Here is a 26,009-nt window from a genome sequence, read left to right as displayed (position 1 = left end):
GCCCCTTCCAACGAGGAGTTTCATGTCCATTGCCCTGAAGCGCGCGCCGCGGCGTGCCCTGCCGCTTGCTCGTCTGTTCGCCGCCGCGGCCGCCGCGGCCGCCGCGCTGTCGATCGCCTCACCCGCCTTCGCGCAGGCCGCGACCGTCAATGTGGTCGCCGCCGAGAATTTCTATGGCGACGTCGCATCGCAGATCGGCGGCCGCCATGTCGCGGTGACCAGCATCCTCAGCAATCCCGACCAGGATCCGCACCTGTTCGAAGCGAGCCCGAAGACCGCGCGCGCGCTGCAACACGCGCAGGTCGTGATCTACAACGGCGCGGACTACGATCCGTGGATGGGCAAACTGCTCGGCGCATCGAAGCAGGCGAAGCGCGCGACGATCGTCGTGGCGGATCTCGTCGGCAAGAAGGCCGGCGACAACCCGCACCTGTGGTACGACCCGGCGACCATGCCGGCCGCCGCGCGCGCGATCGCGGCCGAGCTCGGCCGTGCCGATCCGGCGAACAAGGCCGACTACGACGCGAACCTGCAGAAGTTCGTCGCGTCGCTGAAGCCCGTCGACGACAAGGTCGCCGCGCTGCGCGCGCAATACAAGGGCGTGCCGGTGACGGCCACCGAGCCGGTGTTCGGCTACATGTCCGACGCGATCGGCCTCGACATGCGCAACCAGCGCTTCCAGCTTGCGACGATGAACGACACCGAAGCCAGCGCGCAGGACGTCGCCGCGTTCGAGAACGACCTGCGCAAGAAACAGGTGCGCGTGCTGATCTACAACAGCCAGGCCGAAGCGCCGATGACCAAGCGCCTGCTGAAGATCGCGCGCGACAGCGGTGTGCCGGGCGTGAGCGTCACCGAGACGCAGCCGGCCGGCAAGACCTTCCAGCAATGGATGGCCGGCCAGCTCGACGCGCTCGCGGCCGCGCTTTCCGCCAGCAAGAAGTGACCCAGTCAACACCATGACCGACACTCCCCACGCACTCGCACTCGATCGCGTCACGCTCGAACTGGGCGGACGCACGATCCTTCGCGACGTGAGTTTCTCGATCGAGCCCGGCGAATTCGTCGGCGTGCTCGGGCCGAACGGCGCGGGCAAGACGACGCTGATGCGCGCTGTGCTCGGTCTCGTGCCCGTCACGGGCGGCACGCTGTCGGTCGGCGGCGTGCCGGTCGCGCGCGGCAACGCGTCGATCGGCTACATGCCGCAGATCAGAAGCGGCCTCGCGAATCGCCGGATGCGCGGCTACGACTTCGTCGCGATGGCCGCCGACGGCCACCGCTGGGGGCTACCGCACACGAACGCCGCGACGCGGCGCGACGTCGACCGCGTGCTCGACCTCGTCGGCGGCCAGACGCTCGCGCGCCGGCCGCTGTCGGAGCTGTCGGGCGGCGAGCGGCAGCGCCTGCTGCTCGCGCAATGCCTGCTCGGCAATCCGCAACTGCTGCTGCTCGACGAGCCGCTGATCAGCCTCGACCCGAACCACCAGCGCGGCGTCGTCGAACTCGTGCGCAACGTGCAGCGCGAGCTCGGCATCACCGTGCTGTTCTCCGCGCACGAACTGAATCCGCTGCTGAACGCGCTCGACCGCGTGCTTTATCTCGGCAACGGCGTCGCGGCGCTCGGCACCGTCGACGAGGTCATCACCAGGCCGGTGCTGTCGCGGCTCTACGGCTCGCCGATCGACGTGATGCGCGTGAACGGCAAGATCTTCGTGATGTCGGGCGACGTCGAGATCGAGAAGCACGACCACGAACACGAGGACGACGACGGCCACTCGCACGGCGGTGGCGGCGGACACGGCCATCACCACCACGGACACGCTCATCCCGGGCATTCGCACGATGTTTGAATACGACTTCATGATCAACGCGTTCGCCGCGTCGGGAATCGTCGCGGTGCTCGCGGGCATCGTCGGCTACTTCCTGGTGCTGCGCGGACAAACCTTCGCCGGCCATGCGCTGTCGCACGTCGGCTTTACCGGCGCGACGGGCGCGGTGCTGCTCGGCATCTCGCCGATCTGGGGGATGGTCGGCTTCACGCTCGCGGCCGGGATCGGCATGGGTGCGCTCGGCGAAAAACTCGCGGGTCGCGACGTCGCGATCGGCGTGATCCTGTCCGGCGCGCTCGGCTTCGGTCTGTTGTTCCTGCACTTCTATACGTCGTTCGCGACGCAGGTCACCGCATTGCTGTTCGGCAACGTGCTCGCGGTCAGCCGCGACACGCTCGCGGTGCTGGCCGGCATCGGCGCGGTGAGCCTCGTCGCGCTCGCGCTGATCGCGCGGCCGCTGCTGTTCGCGTCGCTGCAGCCTGAGCTGGCCGAAGCCAAGGGCGTGTCGCTGCGCACGGTGTCGGTGCTGTTCCTCGCGGTGTGCGCGCTCGCGGTGGCGGCGGCAACGCAGATCGTCGGCGTGCTGCTCGTGTTCACGCTGCTGGTCGGGCCGGCCGCGGCCGCGCAAAACGTGTCGACGCGGCTGTCGACCGGCGTGCTGCTCGCCGCGCTGTTCGCGCTGTTCGAAGCGTGGGCCGGGATCGCGCTCGCGTATCACACCGACTGGCCGACGAGCTTCTGGATCACCGCGCTGTCCGCGCTCGTGTATGGCGCGAGCCTGTTGCGGCGCCACTGATCGTCGAGCGGCGAAAACCAAAACGCCGGCGTAGCCGAAAGGCCGCCGGCGTTTTTGCATGCGCGCGCGACGTGCGGCGCGCACCGCGGGTCACGCGTGCCGCACCCCGCTCACAGTGAGAGCACGCGTGCGTGATGCGCGATGTGATCGGCGATGAACGTCGAGATGAAGTAGTAACCGTGGTCGTAGCCCGCATGGCGGCGCAGCGTCAGCGGCTGGCCGGCCTTCGCGCACGCGGCTTCGAATACGTCCGGGTTCAGCTGGTTCGCGAGGAACTGATCGGCGAGGCCCTGGTCGACGAGGATGCCGTCCGCGAACTTCGGCGCATCCGCGCGCGCGACGAGTTCGCTCGCGTCGTGCTGCTTCCACGCTTCGCGATCGTCGCCGAGGTAGCCCGAGAACGCCTTCTCGCCCCACGGGCAACGCGTCGGCGCGGCAATCGGCGCGAACGCCGACACCGATCGGTACAGGTCGGGGTGACGCAGCGCGAGCGTCAGCGCACCGTGCCCGCCCATCGAGTGGCCGAAGATCCCGAGCCGCGTGCCGTCGATCGGCAACTCGGCCGCGACAAGCTCGCGCAACTCGCCCGTCACGTACGACTCCATCCGGTAATGCGTCGACCACGGAGCTTGCGTCGCGTCGACATAGAAACCCGCGCCGACGCCGAAATCCCATGCATCGGTCTCGCCCGGCACGCCCGCGCCGCGCGGGCTCGTATCGGGCATCACGAGCGCGAGGCCGTGCTGCGCCGCGTACTGCTGCGCGCCGCCCTTGATCGCGAACGTCTCCTCGGTGCACGTGAGCCCCGCGAGATAGAACAGCGCCGGCACGCGACCGTGCGCGGCCTGCGGCGGCAGGTACACCGAGAACTTCATCGGCAGGCCGATCGCCTTCGAATCGTGGCGATAGAAGCGTTGCTCGCCACCGTGGCAAGCATGCGAAGTAACGAGTTCGAGCATGGAGTTCCCTTCCGTTCAATACAGCACGATCGGGCGAATCGATTCGCCCGTCTTCATCGGGTCGGCGCCGCCGGGGAGCGTCCCGAGCGGCAGCGCGTGCGTGATCAGGTCGAGCCGTGCCGCGCGACACGGCGATACCGTAGCGTGCCCGTCATGATCCCCGATCCCGCCGCCCGTCGCGTGCGGGAAACAGCCGCCGGCTTGCCGCGACGCGTCACCGCTGTCGCGACAGGACAAGTGCCCGAGTTTAAACGCCGGTCGTGAACCACGCATCCGTTCGCGCATACAGATCGACGAAACGCGCATGGCGTGCGGCCAGCGCGCGATCGTCGTGCGGTGCGGCGACCGGCGACGCGGTCGGCGCCAGCGTGCGCAGCGCGTCTTCGCGCCAGTGTCCGATCGCGACGCCCGCGAGCAGCGCGGCGCCGCGCGTCGCGGCGTTCGGGCAATCGACCGCGTCGAGCGACGCGCCGAGCGCATCCGCGAGCAACTGACGCCAGCGCGGATCGACCGAGCCACCACCGGCGAGGCGCAGCGTCGTCACCGGATCGACCCGGTTCGCATCGCGGATCGCATCGAGCCCCGCGCGCAACGCGAACGCGACGCCCTCGAACGCGGCGCGCATCATCGCGCCGCGCGTGTCGCCGAGCCCGAGACCGAGCCAGCCGCCGCGCGCGTCGGGATTCATCCACGGCGAACGCTCGCCCGTCAGGTACGGCAGGAAGCAGAGCCGCTCCGATGCCGGCCCGGCGAACGCGTCGTCGTACGCATCCGGCCAGCCCGGATAGCCGAGCCAGCCGCGCACGGCTTCGAGCGCGAGCCCGACGTTCTGCATCGCGGCCATCGTGTAATAGCCGCCGCCCGCCGCCGTGCGATAACGATGCAGCCCGCGCCGTGCGGGCGGCAACCTGTCCGCGAGCACGACGATCTGGCCACCGCTGCCGGTGGTCAGCAGCGCGTCGCCGGCCGCGACGAGCCCGCTGCCGAGCGCCGCGCACGCCGTATCGGCCGCCCCCGTCGCGAGCGGCACGCCGGCCGGCAGCCCGAGTGCCGCCGCCGCCGTCGCATCGAGCACACCGCAGCGCGCACCCGACGCCCGCTCGGGTGCGAACCGGTCGACGGGCAAGCCCAGCGCGTCGATCAGCGCCGAATCCCACGCGCCGTCCGGCGTCGCGAGCGCCGTCGCGCATGCATCGCTCGGATCGGCCGCGATCTCGCCGCCCAGCGCGACGCGCAGCCAGTCCTTCGGCTGCACGGCCCAGCGTGCGTCCCGCAACGCGTGCGGTTCGTGTGCGGCCAGCCAGCGCAACAGGGGGCCCGCCATGCCGGGCGCGACGGGATTCGGCGCGTCCGGCCAGTCGGCCGCGTCCGCTTCGCGCACCGCGCGCGTATCGGGCCACAACAGCGCGGGCCGCACCGGCTGCCCGGCCGCGTCGATCAGCACGACGCCATGCATCTGACCGGAGAAGCCGATCGCCGCGACCTGCGCGCGCTCACCGGCCGGCAGCCGCGCAGCGGCGCGCACGAGCGCCTGCCACCATACGTCGGGGGCAATTTCCGCCCAGCCTGGCTGCGGCGACGACAACGCATAGGGTTGGCTCGCAACCGCGCGCTCGACGCCATCGGCATCGAGCGTGACGAGTTTGACGGAGCCGGTACCGAGGTCGATTCCGAGCAGGCGCATGACGGGTTGGCGTATTCGAGTGAACGGATATCGATGATAGCGGGATCGCGACATGCGGCCCGACTTGCTCGGCGTTTTTGACACCCTGGCGACGTGAAAACGCAGCCGCGCACCATCGGTTTCACCCGGCCACGCGTTACGCGCCAGAACGGCCGCCAGCGGGTTAACCCGGCGCGATTTTCCACCGGTCGTTTTTTCCACTATGCCACGGTCGCGATACACACCATAAAGCCGCCGATATTTGACATGGCGGCATGCACTATTTTGAAGGGCTATAAAACCGGGGAACCTCACTCCAGCGGCAGTTTCCCGATGATCGACACCCTGTTTCATGCCGAAATGGCATATCGAACCAGCAAAGAACGGAATAGAACCCAGTGCTCTTGTTGCGATGTTCCATTCCGCATAACTTCGTATCACCCCGAAAACAAGATCATGGAGTGAGACAGATGCAATCGAACACGGTCCATCCGTGCGATGAGGTGCTGCCGACCGGCAAGCTTGTAACGCTTGGTCTGCAGCACGTCCTCGTCATGTACGCCGGCGCCGTAGCCGTGCCGCTTATCGTCGGCGGCGCGCTGAAGCTGCCGAAAGACCAGATCGCGTTCCTGATCAGCGCCGATCTGTTTTCGTGCGGTATCGCCACGCTGATCCAGACGCTCGGCCTGTGGATCTTCGGGATCCGCCTGCCCGTCATCATGGGCTGCACGTTCGCGGCCGTCGGCCCGATGATCGCGATCGGCACCAACCCCGGCCTCGGCATTCTCGACGTCTTCGGCTCGACCATTGCCGCCGGCATCATCGGCATCGTGCTCGCGCCGATGATCGGCAAGCTGTTGCGATTCTTTCCGCCGGTCGTCGTCGGCACCGTGATCGCGGTGATCGGGCTGTCGCTGATGGAAGTCGGGATCAACTGGGCAGCGGGCGGCGTCGGCAACCCCGAATACGGCAGCCCCGTCTACCTCGGCCTGTCGCTGCTCGTGCTCACGCTGATCCTGCTGATCAACAAGTTCGGCCGCGGCTTCATCGCGAACATCTCGGTGCTGCTCGGCATCGTCGCCGGCTTCGTGATCGCATTCGCGATCGGTCGCGTGAATACCGACGGCGTCGCGCACGCACCGTGGGTCGGTTTCGTGATGCCGTTCCACTTCGGCCTGCCGCACTTCGACCCGCTGTCGATCGCGACGATGGTCACGGTGATGTTCGTCACGTTCATCGAATCGACCGGCATGTTCCTCGCGGTCGGCGACATGGTCGATCGCCCGGTCAACCAGGAGCGCCTCGTGCGCGGCCTGCGCGTCGACGGCCTCGGCACGCTGATCGGCGGCATCTTCAACTCGTTTCCGCATACGTCGTTCTCGCAGAACGTCGGCCTGATCGGCGTGACGGGCGTGAAGAGCCGGTTCGTCTGCGCGACGGGCGGCGTGATCCTGGTGCTGCTCGGCCTGTTCCCGAAGATGGCGCAGGTCGTCGCATCGGTGCCGCCGTTCGTGCTCGGCGGCGCGGGCATCGTGATGTTCGGGATGGTGGCCGCGAACGGCATCAAGGTGCTGTCGAAGGTCGACTTCGTCGACAACTCGCACAACCTGTTCATCGTCGCCGTCAGCGTCGGGATGGGCCTCGTGCCGGTCGTGTCACCGCACTTCTTCTCGAAGCTGCCGCCCGCGCTCGCGCCGATCCTGCACAGCGGCATCCTGCTCGCGTCCGCCACCGCCGTGATCCTGAACATCGTGTTCAACGGCGTGAAGGCAGAGAAGGACGCACGTTGCGAGATTCGCCGCGCAGGGCACGACTTCGACGGACGCCCGGCCGACGTGCATCACTGATCGACCCGCCCAGGATGCGCCGGAACATGGCGCGATACGGTAGAGGAAAAACGCCACGGCTTGCCGTGGCGTTTTGCTTTGTGGCGAGTGGTTGGGCGGCGATAGCGGTGGTGCCGGCGGTGCCGGTGATGACGATCCGCGGTCGCTGCAAACCAAACTGGCCGCAAAAAAACGCCACGGACTTTCGTCCGTGGCGTTGTCGCATCCCGGGAACCGCGACCTCGGCGAACCGGAGCGGTCGCCCGCCCCTGCCCGCCTTCGTGCTTACCCGTTCGTCGCCGCTGCCGACGCGGGCGCCGGTGCGGCCGCCTTGTCGTAGTCGACCGTTTCGTCCGGTGCGCGCGGCGTCTCGCCGGCGCGCTGGATCCAGCCGCCGCCCAATGCGCGGTAAAGCGTGACCAGGTTCGTCCAGCGTGCCAGACGCGCGCTGATCAGCGACTGCTGCGCCGAGTACAGGTCGGTCTGCGCAGTCAGCACCGACAGGTAGCTGTCGACACCATTCTTGTAGCGCAGGTCCGACAGGTCGAAGCGACGCTGCTGCGCGTGCTCGTTTCGCTCGAGCGCGGCGATCTGCTGATCGTACGTGCCGCGTGCAGCCAGCCCGTCCGACACTTCGCGGAACGCCGACTGGATCGCCTTCTCGTAGTTGGCGATCTCGATACGCTTCTGCACGTTCGCGAGGTTCAGGTTCGCGATGTTCTGCCCGCCTTCGAAGATCGGCATCGTAATCTGCGGCGCGAACGACCACGCCGCCGTGCCGGCCTTGAACAGGCCACCGAGCGTCGGGCTGCCGGTGCCGAACGCGCCCGTCAGCGAGATACGCGGGAAGAACGCCGCGCGTGCCGCGCCGATGTTCGCGTTCGCGGCCAGGAGCGTCTGCTCGGCCTGCATCACGTCAGGGCGACGCGTCAGCAGGTCGGACGGCAGACCGGCCGGCACGTCCGTCAGCAGGTTCTGCGCATCGAGTGGCATACCCGCCGGCAGATCGTCCGGCAGCGGCTCTCCGATCAGCAGCACCAGCGCGTTCAGCGCCTGCGCACGCGCACGCGCCTGCGCCTGCTGGTTCGCGAGCGCCGTCTCGACGACCGTCTGCGCCTGACGCAGCTCGAGCTCGGAGCCCGTGCCGTTGTCGAACTGCAGCTTCGTCAGGTCGTACGACGCCTGTGCCGTCTTCAGCGTGTTCTCCGTGACCTGCAGCAGGTCATCGGTGGACAGCAGCGTCAGGTACTGGTCCGCGACCTGCGACACGAGTGAGATCTCGGCAGCCTGCCGCGCATACGACGTCGACAGGTACTGCGCGAGCGCCTGGTCTTTCAGGCTCTGCACGCGGCCGAACAGGTCGAGTTCCCACGACGCCGAAACGCCGACGTTGTAGGCGCGCGAGATATACGGCGCCCCCGTCTGCGACAGGCCCTGCGGCACGCGCTGGATGCTGCCCGTGCCGGTGCCGTCGAGCGTCGGGAACAGGCCCGCGCGCGTGATCTGGTACTGCGCGCGCGCCGCCTCGATGTTCAGCACCGACACGCGCAGGTCGCGGTTGTTCTTCAGCGCGATCTCGATCAACCGCTGCAGGCGCGGATCGACGAAGAATTCGCGCCAGCCGATGGCGGTCGCCGCCTGGCCGTTCGCGCTGCGCGCGCCGGCAGCGCCCGGCTGCGTCGCATAGACGCCGCCGGCCGGGTACGCCTGTGCGACGGGCGCGTCGGGCCGCTTGTAATGCGGCGCCATCGTGCAGCCCGTGGCAAAGAGCGCGACCGCGATTGCAGTCAAAGCGTGTTTTTGCATCATCACTGTCCCTTGTTGCCTTCGTCGCCGTTGCCCGGCTTCTCTTCGTGGTGCGAGTGCTCCTGAGCGAGGCGCAGCGCCTGGTCGACGTCTTCCTTCTCGCCGCTGAAGATCGCGCGGATCTTCACGAAGAACATCGGGATCATGAAGATCGCGAGGAACGTCGCCGTGATCATCCCGCCGATCACGCCCGTGCCGATCGCGTGCTGGCTCGCCGAACCCGCGCCGTTGCTGATCGCGAGCGGCATCACGCCGAGAATGAACGCGAGCGACGTCATCAGGATCGGACGCAGCCGCAGGCGCGCTGCTTCCAGCGCGGCCTCGATCGGCCCCATCTTCTCCGTCATCTGCAGTTCGCGCGCGAATTCCACGATCAGGATCGCGTTCTTCGCGGACAAGCCCACGGTGGTCAGCAGGCCGACCTGGAAGAACACGTCGTTCTCGAGGCCGCGCATCGTCGCCGCGAGCAGTGCACCGATCACGCCGAGCGGCACCACCATGATCACCGAGAACGGGATCGACCAGCTTTCATACAGCGCCGCGAGACACAGGAACACGACGAGGATCGAGATTGCGTACAGAATCGGCGCCTGCGAACCCGACTGGATTTCCTGGAACGACAGACCGGTCCACGAATAGCCGATACCGACCGGCAGCTTCTTCGCGAGCCCTTCCATCGCGGTCATCGCCTGGCCGGTCGACTTGCCCGGCGCGGCCTGACCCTGGATTTCCATCGCCGACACGCCGTTGTAGCGCTCGAGCTTCGGCGAACCGTACGTCCAGTGACCGGTCGCGAACGCGCTGAACGGCACCATCCCGCCCGACCCGTTGCGCACGTACCAGATGTTCATGTCCTCCGGCGTCATCCGGAACGGCGCGTCGGCCTGCACGTACACCTTCTTGATCCGGCCGTCGGTGTCGAGGAAGTTGTTCACGTACTTCGACGCCCACGCGATCGAGAACGTCTGGTCGATCGCATCCGCCGTCACGCCGAGCGCATTTGCCTTCTCGCGGTCGATGTCGACCTTGTACTGCGGCGTGTCGTTCAGGCCGTTCGGGCGCACGCCCTGCAGCGTCGGATCCTTCGAGGCCATCCCGAGCAGCTGGTTACGCGCGGCCATCAGCGCGTCGTGGCCAAGACCGGCGTTGTCCGTCAGCTCGAAGTCGAAGCCCGCGGCCGTGCCGAGTTCGGGAATCGACGGCGGGTTGAACGGGATCACGATCGCGTCCTTGTAGCCCGCGTAGCGCCCGAACATCCGGCCGATCAGCGCCTGCACCTTCTGGTTCGCATGCTGACGCTGCGAGTAGTCCTTCAGTCGCACGAACACGAGACCCGAGTTCTGGCCGCGACCCGCGAAGCTGAAGCCGTTGACCGTGAACGCCGATTCGACGATTTCCTTCTCGTCCTTCAGCAGGTAGTCGGAAATGTTCGCGAGCGTCTTCGCGGTCGTTTCCTGCGTCGAGCCCGACGGCGTCTGCACGATCACGAACATCAGGCCCTGGTCTTCATCCGGCAGGAACGACTTCGGCAGGCGCACGAACAGCAGGCCGACCGCGACGATCACGACCAGGTAGATGATGAGCCAGCGGCCCGAACGCTTGATCACGTGGTGCACGCCGACGTGGTACTTGTCGCGGCTGTTGTTGAACGTGCGGTTGAACCAGCCGAAGAAGCCCTTCTTCTCTTCGTGATGCCCTTGCGGGATCGGCTTGAGGATTGTCGCGCACAGTGCGGGCGTCAGAATCAACGCGACCAGCACCGACAGCACCATCGCCGACACGATCGTCAGCGAGAACTGGCGATAGATCGCGCCGACCGACCCGCCGGAGAACGCGACCGGCACGAACACCGCCGACAGCACCAGCGCCACGCCGACGAGTGCGCCGGTGATCTGGCCCATCGCCTTGCGGGTCGCCTCCTTCGGTGACAGGCCCTCTTCCGCCATCACGCGCTCGACGTTCTCGACCACCACGATCGCATCGTCCACCAGCAGGCCGATCGCGAGCACGAGGCCGAACATCGACAGCGTGTTGATCGAGAAGCCCACGAGCGACATGATCGCGAACGTGCCGAGCAGCACCACCGGCACCGCGATCGTCGGGATGATCGTCGCCCGCAGGTTCTGCAGGAACAGATACATCACGAGGAACACGAGCACGATACCTTCGAGCAGCGTCTTGACCACTTCCTCGATCGACAGCTTCACGAACGGCGTCGTGTCGTACGGATACTTCACGACGAGGCCGTGCGGGAAGAACGGTGCGAGCTCGTCGATCTTCGCGCGCACGGCCTTCGCGGTCGCGAGCGCGTTCGCGTTGGTCGCGAGCTGGATACCGAGTGCCGCGGTCGGCTGACCGTTGTACTTCGTGTCGAAGTTGTAGTTCTCGCCGCCGAGGCCGATCTGCGCGACGTCCTTCAGGCGAACCTGCGAGCCGTCCTGGTTGACCTTCAGCAGGATGTTGCCGAACTGCTCGGGCGTCTGCAGCAGCGTCGATTCGGTGATCGTCGCCTGCAGCATGGTGCCCGGCTTGGCCGGCGTGCCGCCGATCTGGCCGCCCGCGATCTGCACGTTCTGCGCGGTGATCGCCGAGCTCACGTCGACCGGCGTGAGGCCGTAGTTCGTCAGGCGGGTCGGGTCGAGCCAGATCCGCATCGCGTACTGCGAGCCGAACAGCGTGACGGTGCCGACGCCGTTCAGCCGGCTGATCGGATCCTTCACGTGCGACGCCACGAAGTTCGCGAGGTCGTACTTGTTCATGCTGCCGTCTTCGGAGTTGAAGGCGAGCACCAGCAGGAAGCTGCTGCTCGACTTCGTCACCGACAGGCCGAGCTGCTGCACGACCTGGGGCAGAACCGGCGTTGCGAGCGACAGCTTGTTCTGCACCTGGACCTGCGCGATGTCGGCGTTGGTGCCCGGCGCGAACGTCAGCGTGATCGTCGCGTTGCCCGAGTCGTCACTGGTCGACGACATGTACAGGAAGTTGTCGAGACCGCTCATCTGCTGCTCGATCACCTGCGTCACCGTGTCTTCCACCGTCTTCGCGGAAGCGCCCGGGTAGTTCGCGGTGATCTGGATCGATGGCGGCGCGATCGTCGGATACTGCGAGATCGGCAGCGTGAAGATCGCCGCGACCCCGGCCAGCATCAGGATGATGGCGATCACCCACGCGAAGATCGGGCGATCGATAAAAAACTTTGCCATGAAACAGGCTCCCTGTTATTGCGCGCTCGAAGCAGCGGCGGCACTCGCCGGCGCGGCGCCCGATGCGGCAGCACCGGACGCGGCGGCGGCGCCGGAACCGGCGGCAGCCGGCGCGGCGGTGGCAGCGGCGACACCCGATGCGGCACCGGCCGCCGGGGCGAGTTGTGCCGCCACCGACTTCACGGTCGCGCCCGGACGCACCTTCTCGCCGCCCTGCACGATCACGTGGTCGCCCGCCTGCAGACCGCCTTCGACGATCCAGTCCTGGCCGCGCATGCCCGACGTCTTCAGCGTACGCGGCTCGACCTTGTTGCTCGCGTTCACTACCATCGCGATCGCCTGGCCCTTCTGGTCATGCGTGACGCCGATCTGCGGCACCAGGAACGCGTTCTCGTTCACGCCTTCCTCGATACGCGCACGCACGAACATCCCCGGCAGCAGCACGCGGCCCGGGTTCGGGAAGACCGCGCGGATCGTCACCGAGCCGGTTGCCTGGTCGACCGTCACGTCGGAAAACTGCAGCTTGCCGACTTCCGAATACGTCTTGCCGTCCTCGAGGATCAGCGACACCTTCGCCGCGCCCGGGCCGCTCGTCTTCAGGCGGCCGCTCTGCACGTCCTGGCGCAGCTTCAGGCCCTCGAGGCTCGATTGCGTGAGGTCCACGTACACGGGGTCGAGTTGCTGCACCGTCGACATCAGCGTCGCCTGGCTCGCCTGCACGTAGGCGCCCGGCGTCACTTGCGAAATGCCGACGCGGCCCGTGATCGGCGAGACCACGTCCGTGTAGCCGAGGTTGATCTGTGCGGTATCGACCGCCGCCTTGCCGGCCGCGACGTCCGCCGCGGCCTGCCCCTGGGTGGCCACCGCGTTGTCGTAGTCCTGCTTGCTGACCGCGTTCGCGGCCACGAGCACCTTGTAGCGCGCGACCAGCGCGTTCTGCGTGACGAGGTTCGCCTGCGCCTTCGCGAGCGTCGCCTTCGCGCTGTTCAATGCCGCGATGTACGGCGCCGGATCGATCTTGTACAGACGCTGGCCAGCCTTGACGTCGGTGCCTTCGGTGAACTCACGACGCAGCACGATGCCGTCGACCCGTGCGCGGACCTGCGCGACGAGGAATGCGCTGGTACGGCCCGGCAGTTCGCTGAAGACCGGCACGGCTTGCGGCTGGACGGTGACGACGCCGACTTCCGGCGTTTGCGGCGGCGGTGCCGATTCTTTTTTTCCGCATGCAGCCAGAAAAACCGCGGCTGCCGCGACAGTGATCAAGCGGTATGGAACCCGTTCGACGCGCATGGAGCGACCTCTGTGTATAACCAATGGAATAAGTGCAGCACCCGACGGGAGCGCAACACGGATGCGCCTCGCGGCGCAGATCGAACACCTGAATTACTGGACTACTGGATACAGCAAGTCGGCACGAGACCTCCATGCCGACGAGATGCCGCGAACTGCGGACTGGTACTTTGGCGGGAATCAGCAGAGTGGGATATTAACTGATTGCCACTTTGGTCATTCGATCGTAGGGTGGTATTGTATATACATTCACGAATGTATGTAAAAAGCCCGCTCGCCCGTCGCCAACCGCTAGGTCTTACGAATTATTACCAGTCGCAAGCATAGCCCGTCCGCACAGCGACGACGAGGGTTGCCGACCCTATATTCACCTACGATCGATCCATTCAGGCCTGCACATGGTCAGACGCACCAAGGAGGAGGCGCTCGAGACGCGCAACCGCATTCTCGACGCCGCCGAACACGTGTTCTTCGAGAAGGGCGTGTCGCACACGTCGCTCGCTGACATCGCCCAGCACGCCGGCGTGACGCGCGGCGCGATCTACTGGCATTTCGCGAACAAGAGCGAGCTGTTCGACGCGATGTTCGACCGCGTGTTCCTGCCGATCGACGAGCTCAAGCGGATGCCGCTCGACGCGCCCGGCGGCAATCCGCTGGAGAAAATCCGCAAGATCCTGATCTGGTGCCTGCTCGGTGTACAGCGCGACTCGCAGTTGCGGCGCGTGTTCAGCATCCTGTTCATGAAGTGCGAGTACGTCGCGGACATGGAGCCGCTGCTGCAGCGCAACCGTGCGGGGATGAGCGAGGCGCTGCACGCGATCGATGCCGATCTCGCGGGCGCCGTGCGGCTCAAGCTGCTGCCCGAGCGGCTCGACACATGGCGCGCGACGCTGATGCTGCACACGCTCGTCAGCGGTTTCGTGCGTGACATGCTGATGCTGCCCGACGAGATCGATGCCGAGCAGCATGCGGAACAGCTCGTCGACGGCTGCTTCGACATGATGCGTTACAGCCCGGCGATGCTGAAGACGAGCGACTGACCGACGGCCCCTCCGCCGGCGCGCCGCTGGCCGCGTCATCGCGACCGGCCGGTCGATCCGGCCACGCGCAGACGGCGGCGCCGCTCCGCCCGGTCGCCCCCTGCCCTCCCCGATTCGCTCAGGCGACCTTCGCGCGTTGCGCGCGGGCCCGCCGGTTCGACGCGGCCACCGAATCGCGCGCCGGCATCGCCGCGCCGCCGAGCCCCGCGATCCACTCATCGGTCGACATCACGGCCGCGAAATTAGACTGAAATACCACCGTGTACGCGCGGTGAATCTCTTCGGCACTCGCCGCACCCGCGCCATTCACGTACGGCAACGCGCCGGTCGCGTCCGCCAGATACTCGACGGCGAGCCCCGCGTGCGCCGCGTGATAGACCGTCGACGCATTGCAGTTGTGCGTCATGTAGCCGGCGACCGCGAGCGTGTCGATGCCGTGCGCGTCGAGCCATGCGGCGAGATCGGTGCCGGCGAACGAACTGGCCTGCGCCTTCACGATCAGGTGCGCATACGGCCGGTCGGCGACGACCGGATGCAGCGCGACGCCGTCCGTGCCCGGCGCGAAGATCGGCGCACCCGCCGGCGCGACGTGCTGGACGACGATCACGGGCACGCCGGCCGCGTGCGCGGCGTCGATCGCGCGGCCGATGTTCGCCAGCGATGCGTCGACGGGCGGATATTCGATCGGCAGGTTGCCCGTTACGTATTCGTTCTGGACATCGATCACGATCAGCGCACGGCGGGAAGCGGAAGGCAATATGGCATTCGACATGGCAGGCTCCGGTTTCGGCAGCGCCGCCCCGCTCCGGAACGGGGCGGCCAGCAGCGCGATGCGATGCATTGTCGGATCGCATCGCGCAGACGGACAGTGGCCCGATAGCCATTCTTCGATAAAATCGGGCCATCGCCATTCCGGAGCCCGTCATGCGCGCCGCTGCGTCGTCCGTTGCCCCTGCCCCGACCGTCGTCGCCGTGATCGCGTACGACGGCATCAGCCCGTTCCACCTGTCGGTGCCGTCCGTCGTGTTCGGCAAGGAACGCGATGCGGCCGCGATGCCCGCGTTCGAGTTTCGCGTGTGCTCGGCCGAGCGCGGCCCGCTGTCGACGACGGGCGGCTTCACGATTACCGCGCCGTACGGGCTCGACGCGCTCGACGACGCGGACATCGTCATCGTGCCAGCGTGGCGCGATCCCGACGAAGCGCCGCCTGACGTGCTGGTCGACGCGGTGCGCGCGGCCGCCGCGCGCGGTGCGCAGGTCGTCGGCCTGTGCCTCGGCGCGTACGTGCTCGCCGCGGCCGGGCTGCTCGACGGACGCCCGGCCACGACGCACTGGGCGTGGGCCGACGACTTCGCGCAGCGCTTTCCACGCGTGAAGCTCGACCCCGATGTGCTGTACGTCGACGACGGCAACCTGATGACGTCGGCCGGCACGGCCGCGGGGCTCGACTGCTGCCTGCACGTCGTGCGGCGGCGCTTCGGCTCGGACGCCGCGAACCGGATCGCGCGCCGCCTCGTGATCCCGCCGCACCGCCAGGGCGGGCAGGCGCAATACGTGCCGCAGCCGGTTGCCGCGCACCCGCGCGATGCGCGGCTCGCGGGCCTGCTCGACTGGGTGCGCGCGCATCTGGACATCGCGCACAGTGTGGATTCGCTCGCCGAACGCGTGCTGATGAGCCGGCGCACGTTCACGCGCCACTTCCGCCAGGCGACGGGCACGACCGTCACCGCGTGGCTGCAGGCCGAGCGGCTCACGCGCGCGCAGCATCTGCTGGAAACCACGGGACAATCGATCGACGCGATCGCACAGGCGGCCGGCTACGGCTCGAGCGTATCGCTGCGCCAGCATTTCGCGGGCTCGCTCGGCACGTCGCCATCGGCCTATCGGAGGGAATTTCGCGGCGCCGGGCCCGATGCGCGGCGCTAATGGCCGCCGCGCCGCCGGCGTCCGGCCGGGTAACGCGGTGGCACGCCGGCCGCTCAGACGCCGTTGATCCAGCGCGCCGCATACAGCAGCAGCGCGACGAACACGACGATCGCCGCCCACGCCCAGACGGGCAGCGGGCCGGATTCGCGATGATGCACGGCGCTCGCGACGCGGCCGCTCAGCGCGCCGCCAAGGTGCGGCGGCAGCGGACGCTTCGCCGCGGCCATCAGCGACGCGGGCCGCAGGAACACATGCTGGCGACGCTGCGGGCGCGAACGCGCGCGGTTCGGCACGAGACCGTGCTTCGCCTGCACGACCGCGCAGAATTCGCGGAAGAAATCGTCGGTCCACGCGAACAGCGCATTCTCGATCTGCCGCGCCGGCAGTTCGGCAAGCGGGCCGCTCGCCGTCGCCCACACCACATATACGATGCGTGTCGCAGCCGCGTCGTCATCGTCCGGCCGCAGCACCAGCTCGACCTGCCCGCGCACCGCGCCGAGGCCGTCGGCCCGCGCCTTGAAGTTGAGCACGCGGCGCGGCTGGCCTTCCGCGTCGCCCTGCTCGCTCGCCAGATGCGCACGCACGTCGTAGCGGGCACGCAGCGGGCCGAGCGGCACCGTGATGGTCAGCGCGAACTCGCCGTGCGCGTGCTTCACGAACGATTCGCAATGGTCGAAGCTCGCCCGCAGCAACGCGAGATCCTCGAGTGCCTCCCGCACGACGGCCGGCGCGAGCGGTACGCGCAACGTGTCGTTCAGTTCCATGATGCCTCCCCGATGAACACGCGCCGCGTCAGGACGTCTCGATGAGACTGTCGACCCGCGCGACATCGAAGGCGACGTAGTGCGCAAGCGCGGACGCGGTCTCCCCCGGTTCCTCGTAACTCCATGCGGCGTTCTCGATCACGCCGTCTTCCGTCTGCAGGTTGAAATACACGGCACGGCCCCTCAGCGGACAATCCGTCGTGACGCTCGACATCACGAGCCTGTGCATGTTGACGTCGCCGCGCGGCAGGTAATGGATGTCCGGCAGGCCCGTTTCGCGCACGGTCAGCGCGCCGTGTGAATCGGCATACGTGATGCCGCGATGGATCACGCGCACGCGATGGCGGTTCGGTACGATTTCCAGGTGAGGGTCGGCAGCATCGGACATCGTTTCTCCTCCGGACGGCGGCCCCGGCGGGCAAGCCGGGCGCAGGAAACGAAAAAGCCACGGCACAGGTGCCGTGGCTCTCATTATGGGCGAAACCGCCTCCGATTGCGCGGCCTGACCGCGCCCGCGCGCGATGCGCTACTGCGCACTCCACTGGAACGCGGCCTTCGCCCCGCCCTTCGCACCGACCGTGACCGCGCGCGATTCGTCGCTGCCCTGGTACGACGCATGCACGGTGTAGCGCCCAGGCGGCAGCTTGACGAGCATGTACGGCCCGCGCGCGTCCGTCGTCAGCAGCTCGGTGCCCTTGCTGTCGACGATCCGCACATGGACGTCGGCCAGGTATTCGCCGCCCTTGCCGGTGAAGCGCAGTGCGAGCGGCCACGCCGCCTCGTTCTGCTCGAATGCCGTCGATTGATCCTTGCCGATGCCGCCTGACACGTAGCTGACATCGCCCTGCTGGCTCGCCGCGGGCAAGCCGTCCGATTGTGCGTACGCGCCGGACGCGGCGACGGCGCAGCCGGCGGCCAGCGCCGCGGCGGCGGCAAATCGGGACACGTTGCGTAGATATTGCATGGCTCCCTCCTTTCGGGTCGGAACACAGCACCACGGGCCGAACGCCGGCGGCGCCCGCCAAGGCCGGCGAGGCCGGCCCGCAGCGGCCGCCGGTCAGCTCAGGTCGACCGGCACGAAGATCTGTGCATTATCGCGCTGGATCAGGAGAGCAAGACTGTTGCCCGCTCCCTTGACCGCGTCGCGCAACTGCTCGGGGCTCGTGACCGGGCGGCCGTTCACCGCGAGGATCACGTCGCCGGGCTGGATGCCCGCGCTGGCCGCCGGGCCGCCGGCCTGCTGCACGATCAGCCCGTGCGACAAGCTGGTTGCGCTGCGCTCCTGCGGCGTGAGCGGACGCACCGCGACGCCGAGGCGCCCCTGCTCGACGGGGCCGCCGTCGTTCGAGGCCAGCTTCGCGTCGGTCATCGCGCCGAGCGTCACGCTGATCGACTTCCTCGACTTGTCGCGCCACACCTGCAGATCGGCCTTCGAGCCCGGCTTCAGGTTCGCGATCTGCGCGGGCAGCGACGTGGAGTCGGCGACCGGCGAGCCGTTGACCGCGAGGATCACGTCGCCCGGCTGCAAGCCCGCCTTCGCGGCCGGGCCGTTCGGGTCGACCGAACTGACGAGCGCGCCGTCCGGCTTCTGCAGTCCGAACGAGCTCGCGAGCGTCTGGTTCAGCCCCTGCACGGCGACCCCGAGGCGGCCCCGGCTCACGTGCCCCGTCTTCACGAGCTCGTCCTTGACCTTGATCGCCTCGTTGATCGGAATCGCGAACGACAGGCCCTGGAAGCCACCCGTCTGCGAGTAGATCATCGAGTTGATGCCGATCACCTCGCCCTGCAGGTTGAACAGCGGGCCGCCCGAGTTGCCGGGGTTCACCGGCACGTCGGTCTGGATGAACGGCGTGTAGTTCTCGTCGGGCAGCGAGCGCGATTTCGCGCTGATGATGCCGGACGTGACCGTGTTGTCGAAGCCGTACGGCGAACCGATCGCGACGACCCACTGGCCGACCTTGCTCTGCGCCGGGTCGCCGATCTTCACGGTCGGCAGGCCGCTCGCGTCGATCTTCAGCACCGCGACGTCGGACTGCTTGTCGGCGCCGACGACCTTCGCCTTGTACTCGCGCTTGTCGGTCAGCTTGACCGTGACGACGTTCGCGCCGTCGATCACGTGCGCGTTGGTGAGGATGTACCCGTCCGCGCTGACGATGAATCCCGAACCGAGGCTCGCGCTCGGCTGGTCGTCCGGCTGCGTGTCGCCGCCCATGCCCGGCACCTGGCCGTAGAAGTGCTTGAAGAACTGGTAGAACGGATCGCTCGGATCGATCGGCAGCTGCGGCTGTGGCACACGCCGCGACACCTGCTTCACGACGTGCTTCGCGCTGATGTTCACGACGGCCGGGCCGTAAGTTTCGACCAGCCCGGAGAAATCGGGAATGCCGGTCTTCGCCGCGGCCTCGGCCGGCATGAGCGCGGCGGCCTGCGCGGGCGTGATGATCTGCGGATCGGCGCGGCGGGTGCCTGCGACATAGCCGGCAGACAGGGCAGCCGCCACGGCAACCGCGACGGCGCCGCGCGCAAGGAATCGGGTGTTCATCGTAGGACCTCCTCGTTGTTAGGACGCAGCGTAACGACCCTGACTTAAAGGAGGCTTAATCGACCTTAAACGGGGCTTAGGCCGCCACCCGCGTGGTTTGTCATACGGATTCGGACACCTGCGGCGCCTGCGCCGGCATCTCGGCGTCTCGGAACACGACGCTCACGAGCAGGCCGCCTGCGGCCGCGTCGCCGAGCGTCACCGTCGCGCCCTGCTGCGCCGCGACGCGCTTGACGATCGCCAGCCCGAGCCCGCTGCCCGACACGTCGGCGCGCGCCCGCGCGGAGCTGTCCCGGTAGAAGCGGTCGAACACGCGCTCGCGCTCGTCCGCCGGGATGCCGGGGCCGCTGTCGCCGATCTGCACACATACGCGGCCGGCCGCGTCGCGGGTCAGCGACACGTCGATGCGGCCGCCGTCCGGCGTGTACTTCACCGCGTTGTCGAGCAGGTTGCCGAACATCACGCGCAGCGCGCCGACATCCGCGACGACGGTCGCCGCGCAGCTCTCCTCGAAGCCGAGATCGATGCTGTGCCGTTGCGCGAGCGGTGCATGCGCGGCCACGCATTCGACGAGCAGCGCCTGCAGGTCGACCGGCTCGCGCATCGTGGCGCCGTCCGGTTCGGCACGCGCCAGCGCGAGCAACTGCTCGGCGAGGCGCGTCGCGCGCGTGACGCCGTCCTGCAGATCGGCGACCGCCTCGCGGCGCGACGTATCGTCCTTCGCGCGCGCGACGAGCTGCGCCTGGATCTGCACGGCCGCGAGCGGCGTGCGCAGTTCGTGCGCGGCATCGGCGACGAAGGCCTTCTGCGTATCGAGCGCCGCCGACAGCCGCGCAAGCAGCCCGTTCAGCGCACGCACGAGCGGCTGCACCTCGAGCGGCAGGCGCGCATCGGGTAGCGGATCGAGCGCTTCGGGCCGGCGCGTCTCGACCGCGCGCGTCACGCGGCCGAGCGGCGCGAGCCCGCGCCCGACGATCACCCAGACCGCCGCGCCGAGGAACGGCAGCAGCACGATCAGCGGCCACAGCGTGCGCAGCGCCACGTTCGCCGCGAGCCGGTTGCGCACCGACAGCGGCTGCGCGAGCTGCACGACGTTGTCGCCGACGATCGCGCCGTACACGCGCCATTCGCCGCGATCGGTGCGCTCGGTCGAGAAGCCGAGCTCCGCGCGCGGCGCGATCGGCGCACGCGGATGCGAGAAGTACATCAACACGCCGTTGCGGTTCCAGATCTGGATCACGATACCTTCGTCGCCGTTGGTGCGCGAACCGAATACCTGCGAGAACGGCTCGGACGGCAGCGCCGCGGCGATTTCCTGCAGCTGGTAGTCGAACAATTCGTTCGCCTCGGCGAGCGCCTGCCGGTAGATGAGCCAGCCCGCGGCGCCCACGCCCGCGACGACGATCGCGAGCAGCCAGATCAGCAATTGATGACGAATCGACCTCACGCGTCAGCTTTCCTTGACGACCATGTAGCCGAGCCCGCGCACGTTGCGGATCAGGTCCGAGCCGAGCTTCTTGCGCAGCGCGTGGATGTAGACCTCGACCGTGTTGCTGCCGATCTCCTCGCCCCAGCCGTACATCTTTTCCTCGAGCTGACTCTTCGACAGCACCGCACCGGGCCGCGCGAGCAGCGCCTCGAGCAGCGCGAACTCGCGCGCGGACAACGCGACGGGCGCGCCGTCGAGCGTCACCTGGTGCGCCGCGGGATCGAGCGTCAGCGCGCCGTGACGGATCAGCGACTCGCTGCGCCCCGCCTGGCGGCGGATCAGCGCGCGCATCCGCGCGCCCAGTTCGTCGAGGTCGAACGGCTTGACGAGGTAGTCGTCGGCGCCCGCGTCGAGCCCCTTCACGCGATCGGCCACCGCATCGCGCGCGGTGACGATCAGCACCGGCAGCGACAGCCCGCGCGCGCGCAGCGTGCGCAGCACGTCGATGCCGTCGCGCTTCGGCAGGCCGAGGTCGAGCAGCAGCAGGTCGTACGTCTCGCCGCCGAGCGCCGTGAGCGCGGCGTCGCCGTCCTGCACCCAGTCGACTGCGAAGCCGTCGGCGCGCAACGCCTTGCGTACGCCCTCGGCAATCATTCGATCGTCTTCAACAAGCAGAATCCGCATCGGAGCTGGAACCCATCGGGCGAGTGAAACATGGCGACCATTGTAGCGCCGCGAATCGCGTGCGCCGCGTGCAATGCAACAGAAAGGCAGATCGCCGGGAGCGTGTCCGCACTTGTCTCTACAATGTGCGCTCCGGCGCCGCGCGCGCTCTGCCCGAATCCCGTGCTTTTCCCGTATTCGCCCATGCCGATTTCCGATCTTTCCGCCCGGTTCGCCCCCCGCGCCCGCCCCTTCCTGCGCGCGGCCGCCGTCGTCGCCACCTGCACGGCCCTTGCGTTCGCACCGTCCGCGCAGGCCCGCAAGAAGTCCCACAAGGAGGCGCGCAAGACCGCCGTCGTGTCGCCCGCCGCGCGGGCGGCCGGCCTGCCGGCGTCCGTGCTCGTGGCGCTGCAGCGCGCGAAGGTGCCGGCCTCGGCGATGAGCGTTGTGGTCGAGCGCGTCGGCGATCCCGAGCCGCTGATCGCATGGAATGCGAACCGGCCGATGATGCCGGCGTCGACGATGAAGCTCGTCACGACCTTCTCGGGCCTGTCGATCCTCGGCCCCGACTACCGCTGGCGCACCACCGCCTACGCGGACGGCCCGGTCGATCCGGACGGCACGCTGCAGGGCAACCTGTACATCAAGGGCACCGGCGATCCGAAGCTCGTACCGGAGGAACTGATCGACCTCGTCGACAAGATCCGCAAGGCCGGCATCAAGCGCGTGGCCGGCGGCCTCGTGCTCGACAAGAGCTATTTCGCCGCGTCGACGCGCGACCTGCCGTCGTTCGACGACGACGCGAGCGCACCGTACAACGTCGGCCCTGATCCGCTGCTGTACGCGTTCAAGGCCGTGTCGTTCACGGTCACGCCGGGCGACGACGGCAAGGTCGCCGTCGACGTGCTGCCGCCGCTCGCGAACCTGTCGATCGACAACCAGCTGGTCGAAGGCAACGGGTCGTGCGGTGCGGCGGCGGCCGCCGCGCGTCCGACGCTGTCGGCCGGCGGCGGGATCATGACCGCGTCGTTCGCCGGCGACTATCCGCTGCGCTGCGGCGCGCACACGACCAACCTCGCGATCCTCGATCACACGACGTTCTTCGCGCGCGGCTTCCTCGCGCTGTGGCAGCAGGACGGCGGCACGATCGCGGGCCCCGTCAGCGAAGGCAAGGTGCCGACCACCGCGCGCCCGCTCGCCGTCCATCACAGCCCCGTGCTCGGCAGCATCGTCTACGACATCAACAAGTTCAGCAACAACGTGATGGCGCGCAACCTGTTCCTGACGATCGGCGCGGCCGCCGGCAAGCCGCCCGCGAGCCCCGAGCAGTCGAGCCACGCGATTCACGCGTTCCTGCAGAAGAGCGGAATCGCGATGCCCGACCTCGACCTCGAGAACGGCTCGGGCCTGTCGCGCGAGGAGCACGTCAGCGCGCAGTCGCTCGCTGCACTGCTGCAGGCCGCGAACGCGAGCCCCGTCGCGCAGGCGTTCATCGATTCGCTGCCGATCGCCGGCATCGACGGCACGATGAAGAACCGCCTGACCAACGCCGGCGTGCTCGGCAACGCGCACATCAAGACCGGCACGCTGCGCGACGTGCGCGCGATCGCGGGCTACGTCGCGGGCGCCGACGGCCAGAGCTACGTCGTCGTCAGTTTCATCAACGACGATCACGCGGAAGCCGCGCGCGCCGCGCACGACACGCTGCTCGAATGGATCTACGCGGGCGCGCACTGACGACGCACTCGCCGCGCGGCGCGGCGCACGCATGCCCCGCTGTCGGCGTGCGTCGATCGCGGGGAGACACCGTGCATCGGGCGCCCCGCCCTTGGGGATTTCGCCCCGTGCGGTTTGAAACGGCCTCGGCCGCCGGCGCGCCGCGCACTGCCCGCCAGATGTGCCCGTAAAACGGGGCCGCACCGCGAGGCCCCGTTCCGCATGACTTCCGTAGAAACCCTGTCCTCAGAGGGAACCCTCTACGCTGCCCCCTCGCCTAGCGCGTGGCGATTGCGTAGGCTGTTGGCCTGACCGATATCTACAACGGGCCGTACGCCCGGCCTCACGGCTTGCAGGGGAAAGGAGGAGACACGTCCATGCGATTCGACGTCGAATTGCTTCTGCTCGCGCTGGCGCCCGTCTTCCTGCTCTGCATCGCGTGGGAAGCCTGGCACCTCGCCCGCACGCGTGCGCAGGACCATGTCTATGCGTGGCGCGACACGCTGTGCAACGCGGCGCTCGCACTGATGCACCAGGGCGCCGACAAGCTCGCGTGGCTGTTCGTGATCCCCGTTTATGCGTACTGCTACGCACATTTCCGGCTGTTCACGTGGCACGACGGCTGGCTGTCGTTCGCCGTGCTGTTCGTCGGCCAGGACTTCCTCTACTACGTGTTCCATCGCGCGAGCCATCGCGTGCGCTGGCTGTGGGCCGCGCACGTCGTGCATCACTCGTCCGAGCGGATGAATTTCTCGACCGCGTTCCGGCAGAGCCTGATGTATCCCGTCGCAGGCATGTGGGCGTTCTGGCTGCCGCTCGCGTTCGTCGGCTTTCCGCCGCAGCAGATCGTCGGCATCGTGCTGATCAACCTCGCGTTCCAGTTCTTCGTGCACACGCAGGCGATCGGCAAGCTCGGCTGGCTCGAATACGTGCTCAACACGCCGTCGATCCATCGCGCGCACCATGCACGCAACCCCCGCTACATCGACCGCAATTACGCAGGTGTGCTCGTGATCTGGGATCGCCTGTTCGGCAGCTACGTCGAGGAGTCGCCCGACGATCCGCCGCAATACGGAATCGTCGAGCCGCTCGGCTCGAACAACCCGCTCGTCGCGACGTTTCACGAGTGGGTGTCGATGGCGGCCGACGCGTTGCGCGTCCACGGATGGCGCAACAAGCTGCGCGCGATTTTCGGCCCGCCCGAATGGGCGAGCGCTTATCATGCGCAGATTGCCGAGGCCGCAAACCACGATCCGCGCACCGTGCCGCTTGCGGCCGTGCGCGACCAATAACCGTTTCAGCCAACGGCCGCCGCGCAGCCCGGATCCGAGCAGGCGCGCGGCAGATGAGAAACACATCGGGCCATATCTACGAGGAGATCGAACGATGCAGTCACAACAACAATTCCCGTCGCGCAACCGTCAACGCCTGCTGCGCACCGTGCAGGTCGCGATCGCGGGTGCCGCGCTCGCCCTGCTCGCCGCGTGCGGCGGCGGTGACGACAACAACAGCAGCGCGTCGAACACGCCGCCGTCCGGCGTGAAGATGCAGGTCGTGTCGTTCGGCGACAGCCTGTCGGACGCCGGCACCTACTCGCAGATCAAGCTCGGCTTCGGCGGCGGCCGCTTCACGACCAACCCCGGCCAGGTGTGGACGCAGAACGTCGCGCAGTATTACGGCGACACGCTGCAGCCCGCGAACCAGGGCGGCTTCGGCATTCCGCTGCAGGCCACGGGCGGCCTCGGCTACGCGCAGGGCGGCTCGCGCGTGACGCAGCAACCGGGTCTCGGCCACGCGGCCTCGAGCGTGCCGAACGCCGACTACGCACAGGCCACGACGACGCCGATCGCCGACCAGGTCAAGCAATACCTGACGCAGCACGGCAGCTTCAACGCGGGCCAGATCGTGCTGGTCAACGGCGGCGCCAACGACATCTTCTATCAGGCACAGGTCGCGCAGGCGCAGGGCAACACGCCGGCCGCGCAGCTCGCGGCCGCGCAGGCGATCGGCCTCGCCGCGCAGCAGCTCGGCGGCATCGTCCAGCAGATCGTCGCGGCGGGCGCGTCGCACGTGTTCGTCGCGACGGTGCCGGACATCGGCGGCACACCGCTCGCGCTGCAGGGCGGCGCGCAGACGCAGGCCGCATTCACGCAACTGTCGGGGCTGTTCAACCAGACGCTGGTCGGCACGCTCGCCGCGCTGAAGGTCGACACGACGAAGTACGCCGTGGTCGACGCGTTCAAGTGGCAGGACGGCATCGCGGCCAACTACCAGGCGAACGGCTTCAGCGTGTCGAACACCGACACCGCATGCAACCTGAAGGCGATGGTCGCGGCGGCGACCCAGTACGGCGTCGCGGATGCAACCGCCTTCGGCTCGTCGCTGTTCTGCTCGCCGCAGACCTACACGACCGCCAACGCGGACCAGACCTACATGTTCGCCGACTTGGTCCACCCGACGACGCGCTTGCACGCGCTGTTCGCGCAGTACGTCGAGCAGCAGATCGCGGCCTCGGGCGTCGGCAAGTAAGCCGAACGCCACGCGCACAAACGAA

General features: G+C 68.1%; 22 protein-coding genes and 1 pseudogene. 10 read left to right on the top strand and 13 right to left on the bottom strand.

From position 1 onward, the window contains the following. Positions 1-22 precede the first annotated feature (22 nt). From DIE11_RS03075 to DIE11_RS03065, 3 genes and pseudogenes are all read left to right on the top strand, one after another. Positions 23-946 carry a metal ABC transporter solute-binding protein, Zn/Mn family gene (locus DIE11_RS03075; protein WP_059607955.1) on the top strand — a complete coding sequence of 308 codons (924 nt, stop codon included), beginning with the start codon at positions 23-25 and terminating at the stop codon, positions 944-946. 13 nt (positions 947-959) lie between these two features. After that, positions 960-1,475 (top strand): annotated as a pseudogene (locus tag DIE11_RS37490) (ATP-binding cassette domain-containing protein); the annotation flags it as partial. A 367-nt stretch (positions 1,476-1,842) separates the two neighbouring features. Continuing rightward, positions 1,843-2,625 (top strand): metal ABC transporter permease, encoded by a 783-nt coding sequence (locus DIE11_RS03065; protein WP_059607953.1) that lies wholly within the window; start codon positions 1,843-1,845, stop codon positions 2,623-2,625. A gap of 110 nt (positions 2,626-2,735) precedes the next feature. On the opposite strand, the gene fghA is transcribed toward DIE11_RS03065, so the two are convergent. The 3 genes from fghA to DIE11_RS03055 are packed head-to-tail and all read right to left on the bottom strand — an operon-like array spanning position 2,736 to position 5,268. Beyond that, on the bottom strand, positions 2,736-3,584 hold the full coding sequence (fghA, locus tag DIE11_RS03060) for an S-formylglutathione hydrolase (RefSeq protein ID WP_124621430.1): 849 nt from the start codon (positions 3,582-3,584) through the stop codon (positions 2,736-2,738). 15 nt (positions 3,585-3,599) lie between these two features. After that, entirely contained in the window at positions 3,600-3,821 is a 222-nt protein-coding gene (locus DIE11_RS36160) for a hypothetical protein (protein ID WP_185633704.1), read from the bottom strand. 10 nt (positions 3,822-3,831) lie between these two features. Next, positions 3,832-5,268, bottom strand: coding sequence for a xylulokinase (locus DIE11_RS03055; protein ID WP_124621428.1), 1,437 nt, complete (start codon positions 5,266-5,268; stop codon positions 3,832-3,834). 93 nt (positions 5,269-5,361) lie between these two features. Here DIE11_RS03055 and DIE11_RS36155 point away from each other — a divergent pair, with 93 nt between their 5' ends. Next, a complete protein-coding gene (locus DIE11_RS36155) occupies positions 5,362-5,712 on the top strand; it encodes a hypothetical protein (RefSeq protein ID WP_185633703.1) in 351 nt (116 codons plus the stop codon). A 5-nt stretch (positions 5,713-5,717) separates the two neighbouring features. Further along, positions 5,718-7,094 (top strand): nucleobase:cation symporter-2 family protein, encoded by a 1,377-nt coding sequence (locus DIE11_RS03050; RefSeq protein ID WP_185633702.1) that lies wholly within the window; start codon positions 5,718-5,720, stop codon positions 7,092-7,094. 264 nt (positions 7,095-7,358) lie between these two features. Here DIE11_RS03050 and DIE11_RS03045 read toward each other — a convergent pair whose 3' ends face one another. Genes DIE11_RS03045 through DIE11_RS03035 form a run of 3 tightly spaced genes read right to left on the bottom strand, consistent with a single transcriptional unit; the run spans position 7,359 to position 13,375 of the window. After that, a complete protein-coding gene (locus DIE11_RS03045; protein WP_059607948.1) occupies positions 7,359-8,882 on the bottom strand; it encodes an efflux transporter outer membrane subunit in 1,524 nt (507 codons plus the stop codon). Further along, positions 8,882-12,082, bottom strand: a complete 3,201-nt coding sequence (bpeB, locus tag DIE11_RS03040) for an efflux RND transporter permease BpeB (protein ID WP_124621424.1) — start codon at positions 12,080-12,082, stop codon at positions 8,882-8,884. The genes DIE11_RS03045 and bpeB overlap by 1 nt, the downstream gene beginning before the upstream one ends. 15 nt (positions 12,083-12,097) lie before the next feature. Next, on the bottom strand, positions 12,098-13,375 hold the full coding sequence (locus tag DIE11_RS03035) for an efflux RND transporter periplasmic adaptor subunit (RefSeq protein ID WP_124621422.1): 1,278 nt from the start codon (positions 13,373-13,375) through the stop codon (positions 12,098-12,100). 398 nt (positions 13,376-13,773) lie between these two features. Here DIE11_RS03035 and DIE11_RS03030 point away from each other — a divergent pair, with 398 nt between their 5' ends. After that, complete coding sequence (locus tag DIE11_RS03030) at positions 13,774-14,415, top strand: TetR family transcriptional regulator (protein ID WP_059607945.1); 642 nt, start codon at positions 13,774-13,776, stop codon at positions 14,413-14,415. A 118-nt stretch (positions 14,416-14,533) separates the two neighbouring features. On the opposite strand, the gene DIE11_RS03025 is transcribed toward DIE11_RS03030, so the two are convergent. Next, on the bottom strand, positions 14,534-15,187 hold the full coding sequence (locus DIE11_RS03025) for a cysteine hydrolase family protein (protein WP_124621420.1): 654 nt from the start codon (positions 15,185-15,187) through the stop codon (positions 14,534-14,536). A 152-nt stretch (positions 15,188-15,339) separates the two neighbouring features. Between DIE11_RS03025 and DIE11_RS03020 the strand changes: the two genes are divergently transcribed. Then, positions 15,340-16,341, top strand: a complete 1,002-nt coding sequence (locus DIE11_RS03020) for a helix-turn-helix domain-containing protein (RefSeq protein WP_124621418.1) — start codon at positions 15,340-15,342, stop codon at positions 16,339-16,341. Between the two features lie 53 nt (positions 16,342-16,394). Here DIE11_RS03020 and DIE11_RS03015 read toward each other — a convergent pair whose 3' ends face one another. From DIE11_RS03015 to DIE11_RS02990, 6 genes are all read right to left on the bottom strand, one after another. Beyond that, a complete protein-coding gene (locus DIE11_RS03015; RefSeq protein ID WP_124621416.1) occupies positions 16,395-17,105 on the bottom strand; it encodes a CoxG family protein in 711 nt (236 codons plus the stop codon). Between the two features lie 28 nt (positions 17,106-17,133). After that, complete coding sequence (locus DIE11_RS03010) at positions 17,134-17,493, bottom strand: DUF427 domain-containing protein (protein WP_124621414.1); 360 nt, start codon at positions 17,491-17,493, stop codon at positions 17,134-17,136. Between the two features lie 138 nt (positions 17,494-17,631). Further along, positions 17,632-18,069 (bottom strand): carboxypeptidase-like regulatory domain-containing protein, encoded by a 438-nt coding sequence (locus DIE11_RS03005; RefSeq protein WP_059607941.1) that lies wholly within the window; start codon positions 18,067-18,069, stop codon positions 17,632-17,634. 93 nt (positions 18,070-18,162) lie between these two features. Next, entirely contained in the window at positions 18,163-19,647 is a 1,485-nt protein-coding gene (locus DIE11_RS03000; RefSeq protein WP_124621412.1) for a DegQ family serine endoprotease, read from the bottom strand. 100 nt (positions 19,648-19,747) lie between these two features. Further along, a complete protein-coding gene (locus DIE11_RS02995; RefSeq protein WP_124621410.1) occupies positions 19,748-21,094 on the bottom strand; it encodes an ATP-binding protein in 1,347 nt (448 codons plus the stop codon). A gap of 3 nt (positions 21,095-21,097) precedes the next feature. Then, on the bottom strand, positions 21,098-21,760 hold the full coding sequence (locus DIE11_RS02990; protein WP_059506787.1) for a response regulator: 663 nt from the start codon (positions 21,758-21,760) through the stop codon (positions 21,098-21,100). A gap of 183 nt (positions 21,761-21,943) precedes the next feature. On the opposite strand from DIE11_RS02990, the gene dacB reads away from it, so the two are divergent. The 3 genes from dacB to DIE11_RS02975 all read left to right on the top strand — a co-directional run bounded on the left by dacB (position 21,944) and on the right by DIE11_RS02975 (position 25,984). Continuing rightward, complete coding sequence (gene dacB, locus DIE11_RS02985) at positions 21,944-23,476, top strand: D-alanyl-D-alanine carboxypeptidase/D-alanyl-D-alanine-endopeptidase (protein WP_124621408.1); 1,533 nt, start codon at positions 21,944-21,946, stop codon at positions 23,474-23,476. A 356-nt stretch (positions 23,477-23,832) separates the two neighbouring features. Further along, positions 23,833-24,747, top strand: a complete 915-nt coding sequence (locus tag DIE11_RS02980; protein ID WP_059607937.1) for a sterol desaturase family protein — start codon at positions 23,833-23,835, stop codon at positions 24,745-24,747. Between the two features lie 94 nt (positions 24,748-24,841). Beyond that, entirely contained in the window at positions 24,842-25,984 is a 1,143-nt protein-coding gene (locus DIE11_RS02975; RefSeq protein ID WP_124621406.1) for an SGNH/GDSL hydrolase family protein, read from the top strand. The last annotated feature ends 25 nt before the right edge of the window (positions 25,985-26,009 follow it).

It is taken from the genome of Burkholderia sp. Bp9012, assembly GCF_003853825.1.
GTDB lineage: Bacteria > Pseudomonadota > Gammaproteobacteria > Burkholderiales > Burkholderiaceae > Burkholderia > Burkholderia diffusa.
The sequence above is the reverse complement of the archived record's forward strand: the minus strand, read 5'-3'. Positions and strand labels throughout refer to the sequence as shown.

What these genes read in the sequence shown, in the direction of transcription:
- DIE11_RS03075 (WP_059607955.1), top strand. Translation starts at nt 23, where the DNA reads ATGTCCATTGCCCTGAAGCGCGCGCCGCGGCGTGCCCTGCCGCTTGCT.
- DIE11_RS03065 (WP_059607953.1), top strand. Translation starts at nt 1,843, where the DNA reads ATGTTTGAATACGACTTCATGATCAACGCGTTCGCCGCGTCGGGAATC.
- fghA (WP_124621430.1), bottom strand. Translation starts at nt 3,584, where the DNA reads ATGCTCGAACTCGTTACTTCGCATGCTTGCCACGGTGGCGAGCAACGC.
- DIE11_RS03055 (WP_124621428.1), bottom strand. Translation starts at nt 5,268, where the DNA reads ATGCGCCTGCTCGGAATCGACCTCGGTACCGGCTCCGTCAAACTCGTC.
- DIE11_RS03050 (WP_185633702.1), top strand. Translation starts at nt 5,718, where the DNA reads ATGCAATCGAACACGGTCCATCCGTGCGATGAGGTGCTGCCGACCGGC.
- DIE11_RS03045 (WP_059607948.1), bottom strand. Translation starts at nt 8,882, where the DNA reads ATGATGCAAAAACACGCTTTGACTGCAATCGCGGTCGCGCTCTTTGCC.
- bpeB (WP_124621424.1), bottom strand. Translation starts at nt 12,082, where the DNA reads ATGGCAAAGTTTTTTATCGATCGCCCGATCTTCGCGTGGGTGATCGCC.
- DIE11_RS03035 (WP_124621422.1), bottom strand. Translation starts at nt 13,375, where the DNA reads ATGCGCGTCGAACGGGTTCCATACCGCTTGATCACTGTCGCGGCAGCC.
- DIE11_RS03030 (WP_059607945.1), top strand. Translation starts at nt 13,774, where the DNA reads ATGGTCAGACGCACCAAGGAGGAGGCGCTCGAGACGCGCAACCGCATT.
- DIE11_RS03025 (WP_124621420.1), bottom strand. Translation starts at nt 15,187, where the DNA reads ATGTCGAATGCCATATTGCCTTCCGCTTCCCGCCGTGCGCTGATCGTG.
- DIE11_RS03020 (WP_124621418.1), top strand. Translation starts at nt 15,340, where the DNA reads ATGCGCGCCGCTGCGTCGTCCGTTGCCCCTGCCCCGACCGTCGTCGCC.
- DIE11_RS03015 (WP_124621416.1), bottom strand. Translation starts at nt 17,105, where the DNA reads ATGGAACTGAACGACACGTTGCGCGTACCGCTCGCGCCGGCCGTCGTG.
- DIE11_RS03010 (WP_124621414.1), bottom strand. Translation starts at nt 17,493, where the DNA reads ATGTCCGATGCTGCCGACCCTCACCTGGAAATCGTACCGAACCGCCAT.
- DIE11_RS03005 (WP_059607941.1), bottom strand. Translation starts at nt 18,069, where the DNA reads ATGCAATATCTACGCAACGTGTCCCGATTTGCCGCCGCCGCGGCGCTG.
- DIE11_RS03000 (WP_124621412.1), bottom strand. Translation starts at nt 19,647, where the DNA reads ATGAACACCCGATTCCTTGCGCGCGGCGCCGTCGCGGTTGCCGTGGCG.
- DIE11_RS02990 (WP_059506787.1), bottom strand. Translation starts at nt 21,760, where the DNA reads ATGCGGATTCTGCTTGTTGAAGACGATCGAATGATTGCCGAGGGCGTA.
- dacB (WP_124621408.1), top strand. Translation starts at nt 21,944, where the DNA reads ATGCCGATTTCCGATCTTTCCGCCCGGTTCGCCCCCCGCGCCCGCCCC.
- DIE11_RS02980 (WP_059607937.1), top strand. Translation starts at nt 23,833, where the DNA reads ATGCGATTCGACGTCGAATTGCTTCTGCTCGCGCTGGCGCCCGTCTTC.
- DIE11_RS02975 (WP_124621406.1), top strand. Translation starts at nt 24,842, where the DNA reads ATGCAGTCACAACAACAATTCCCGTCGCGCAACCGTCAACGCCTGCTG.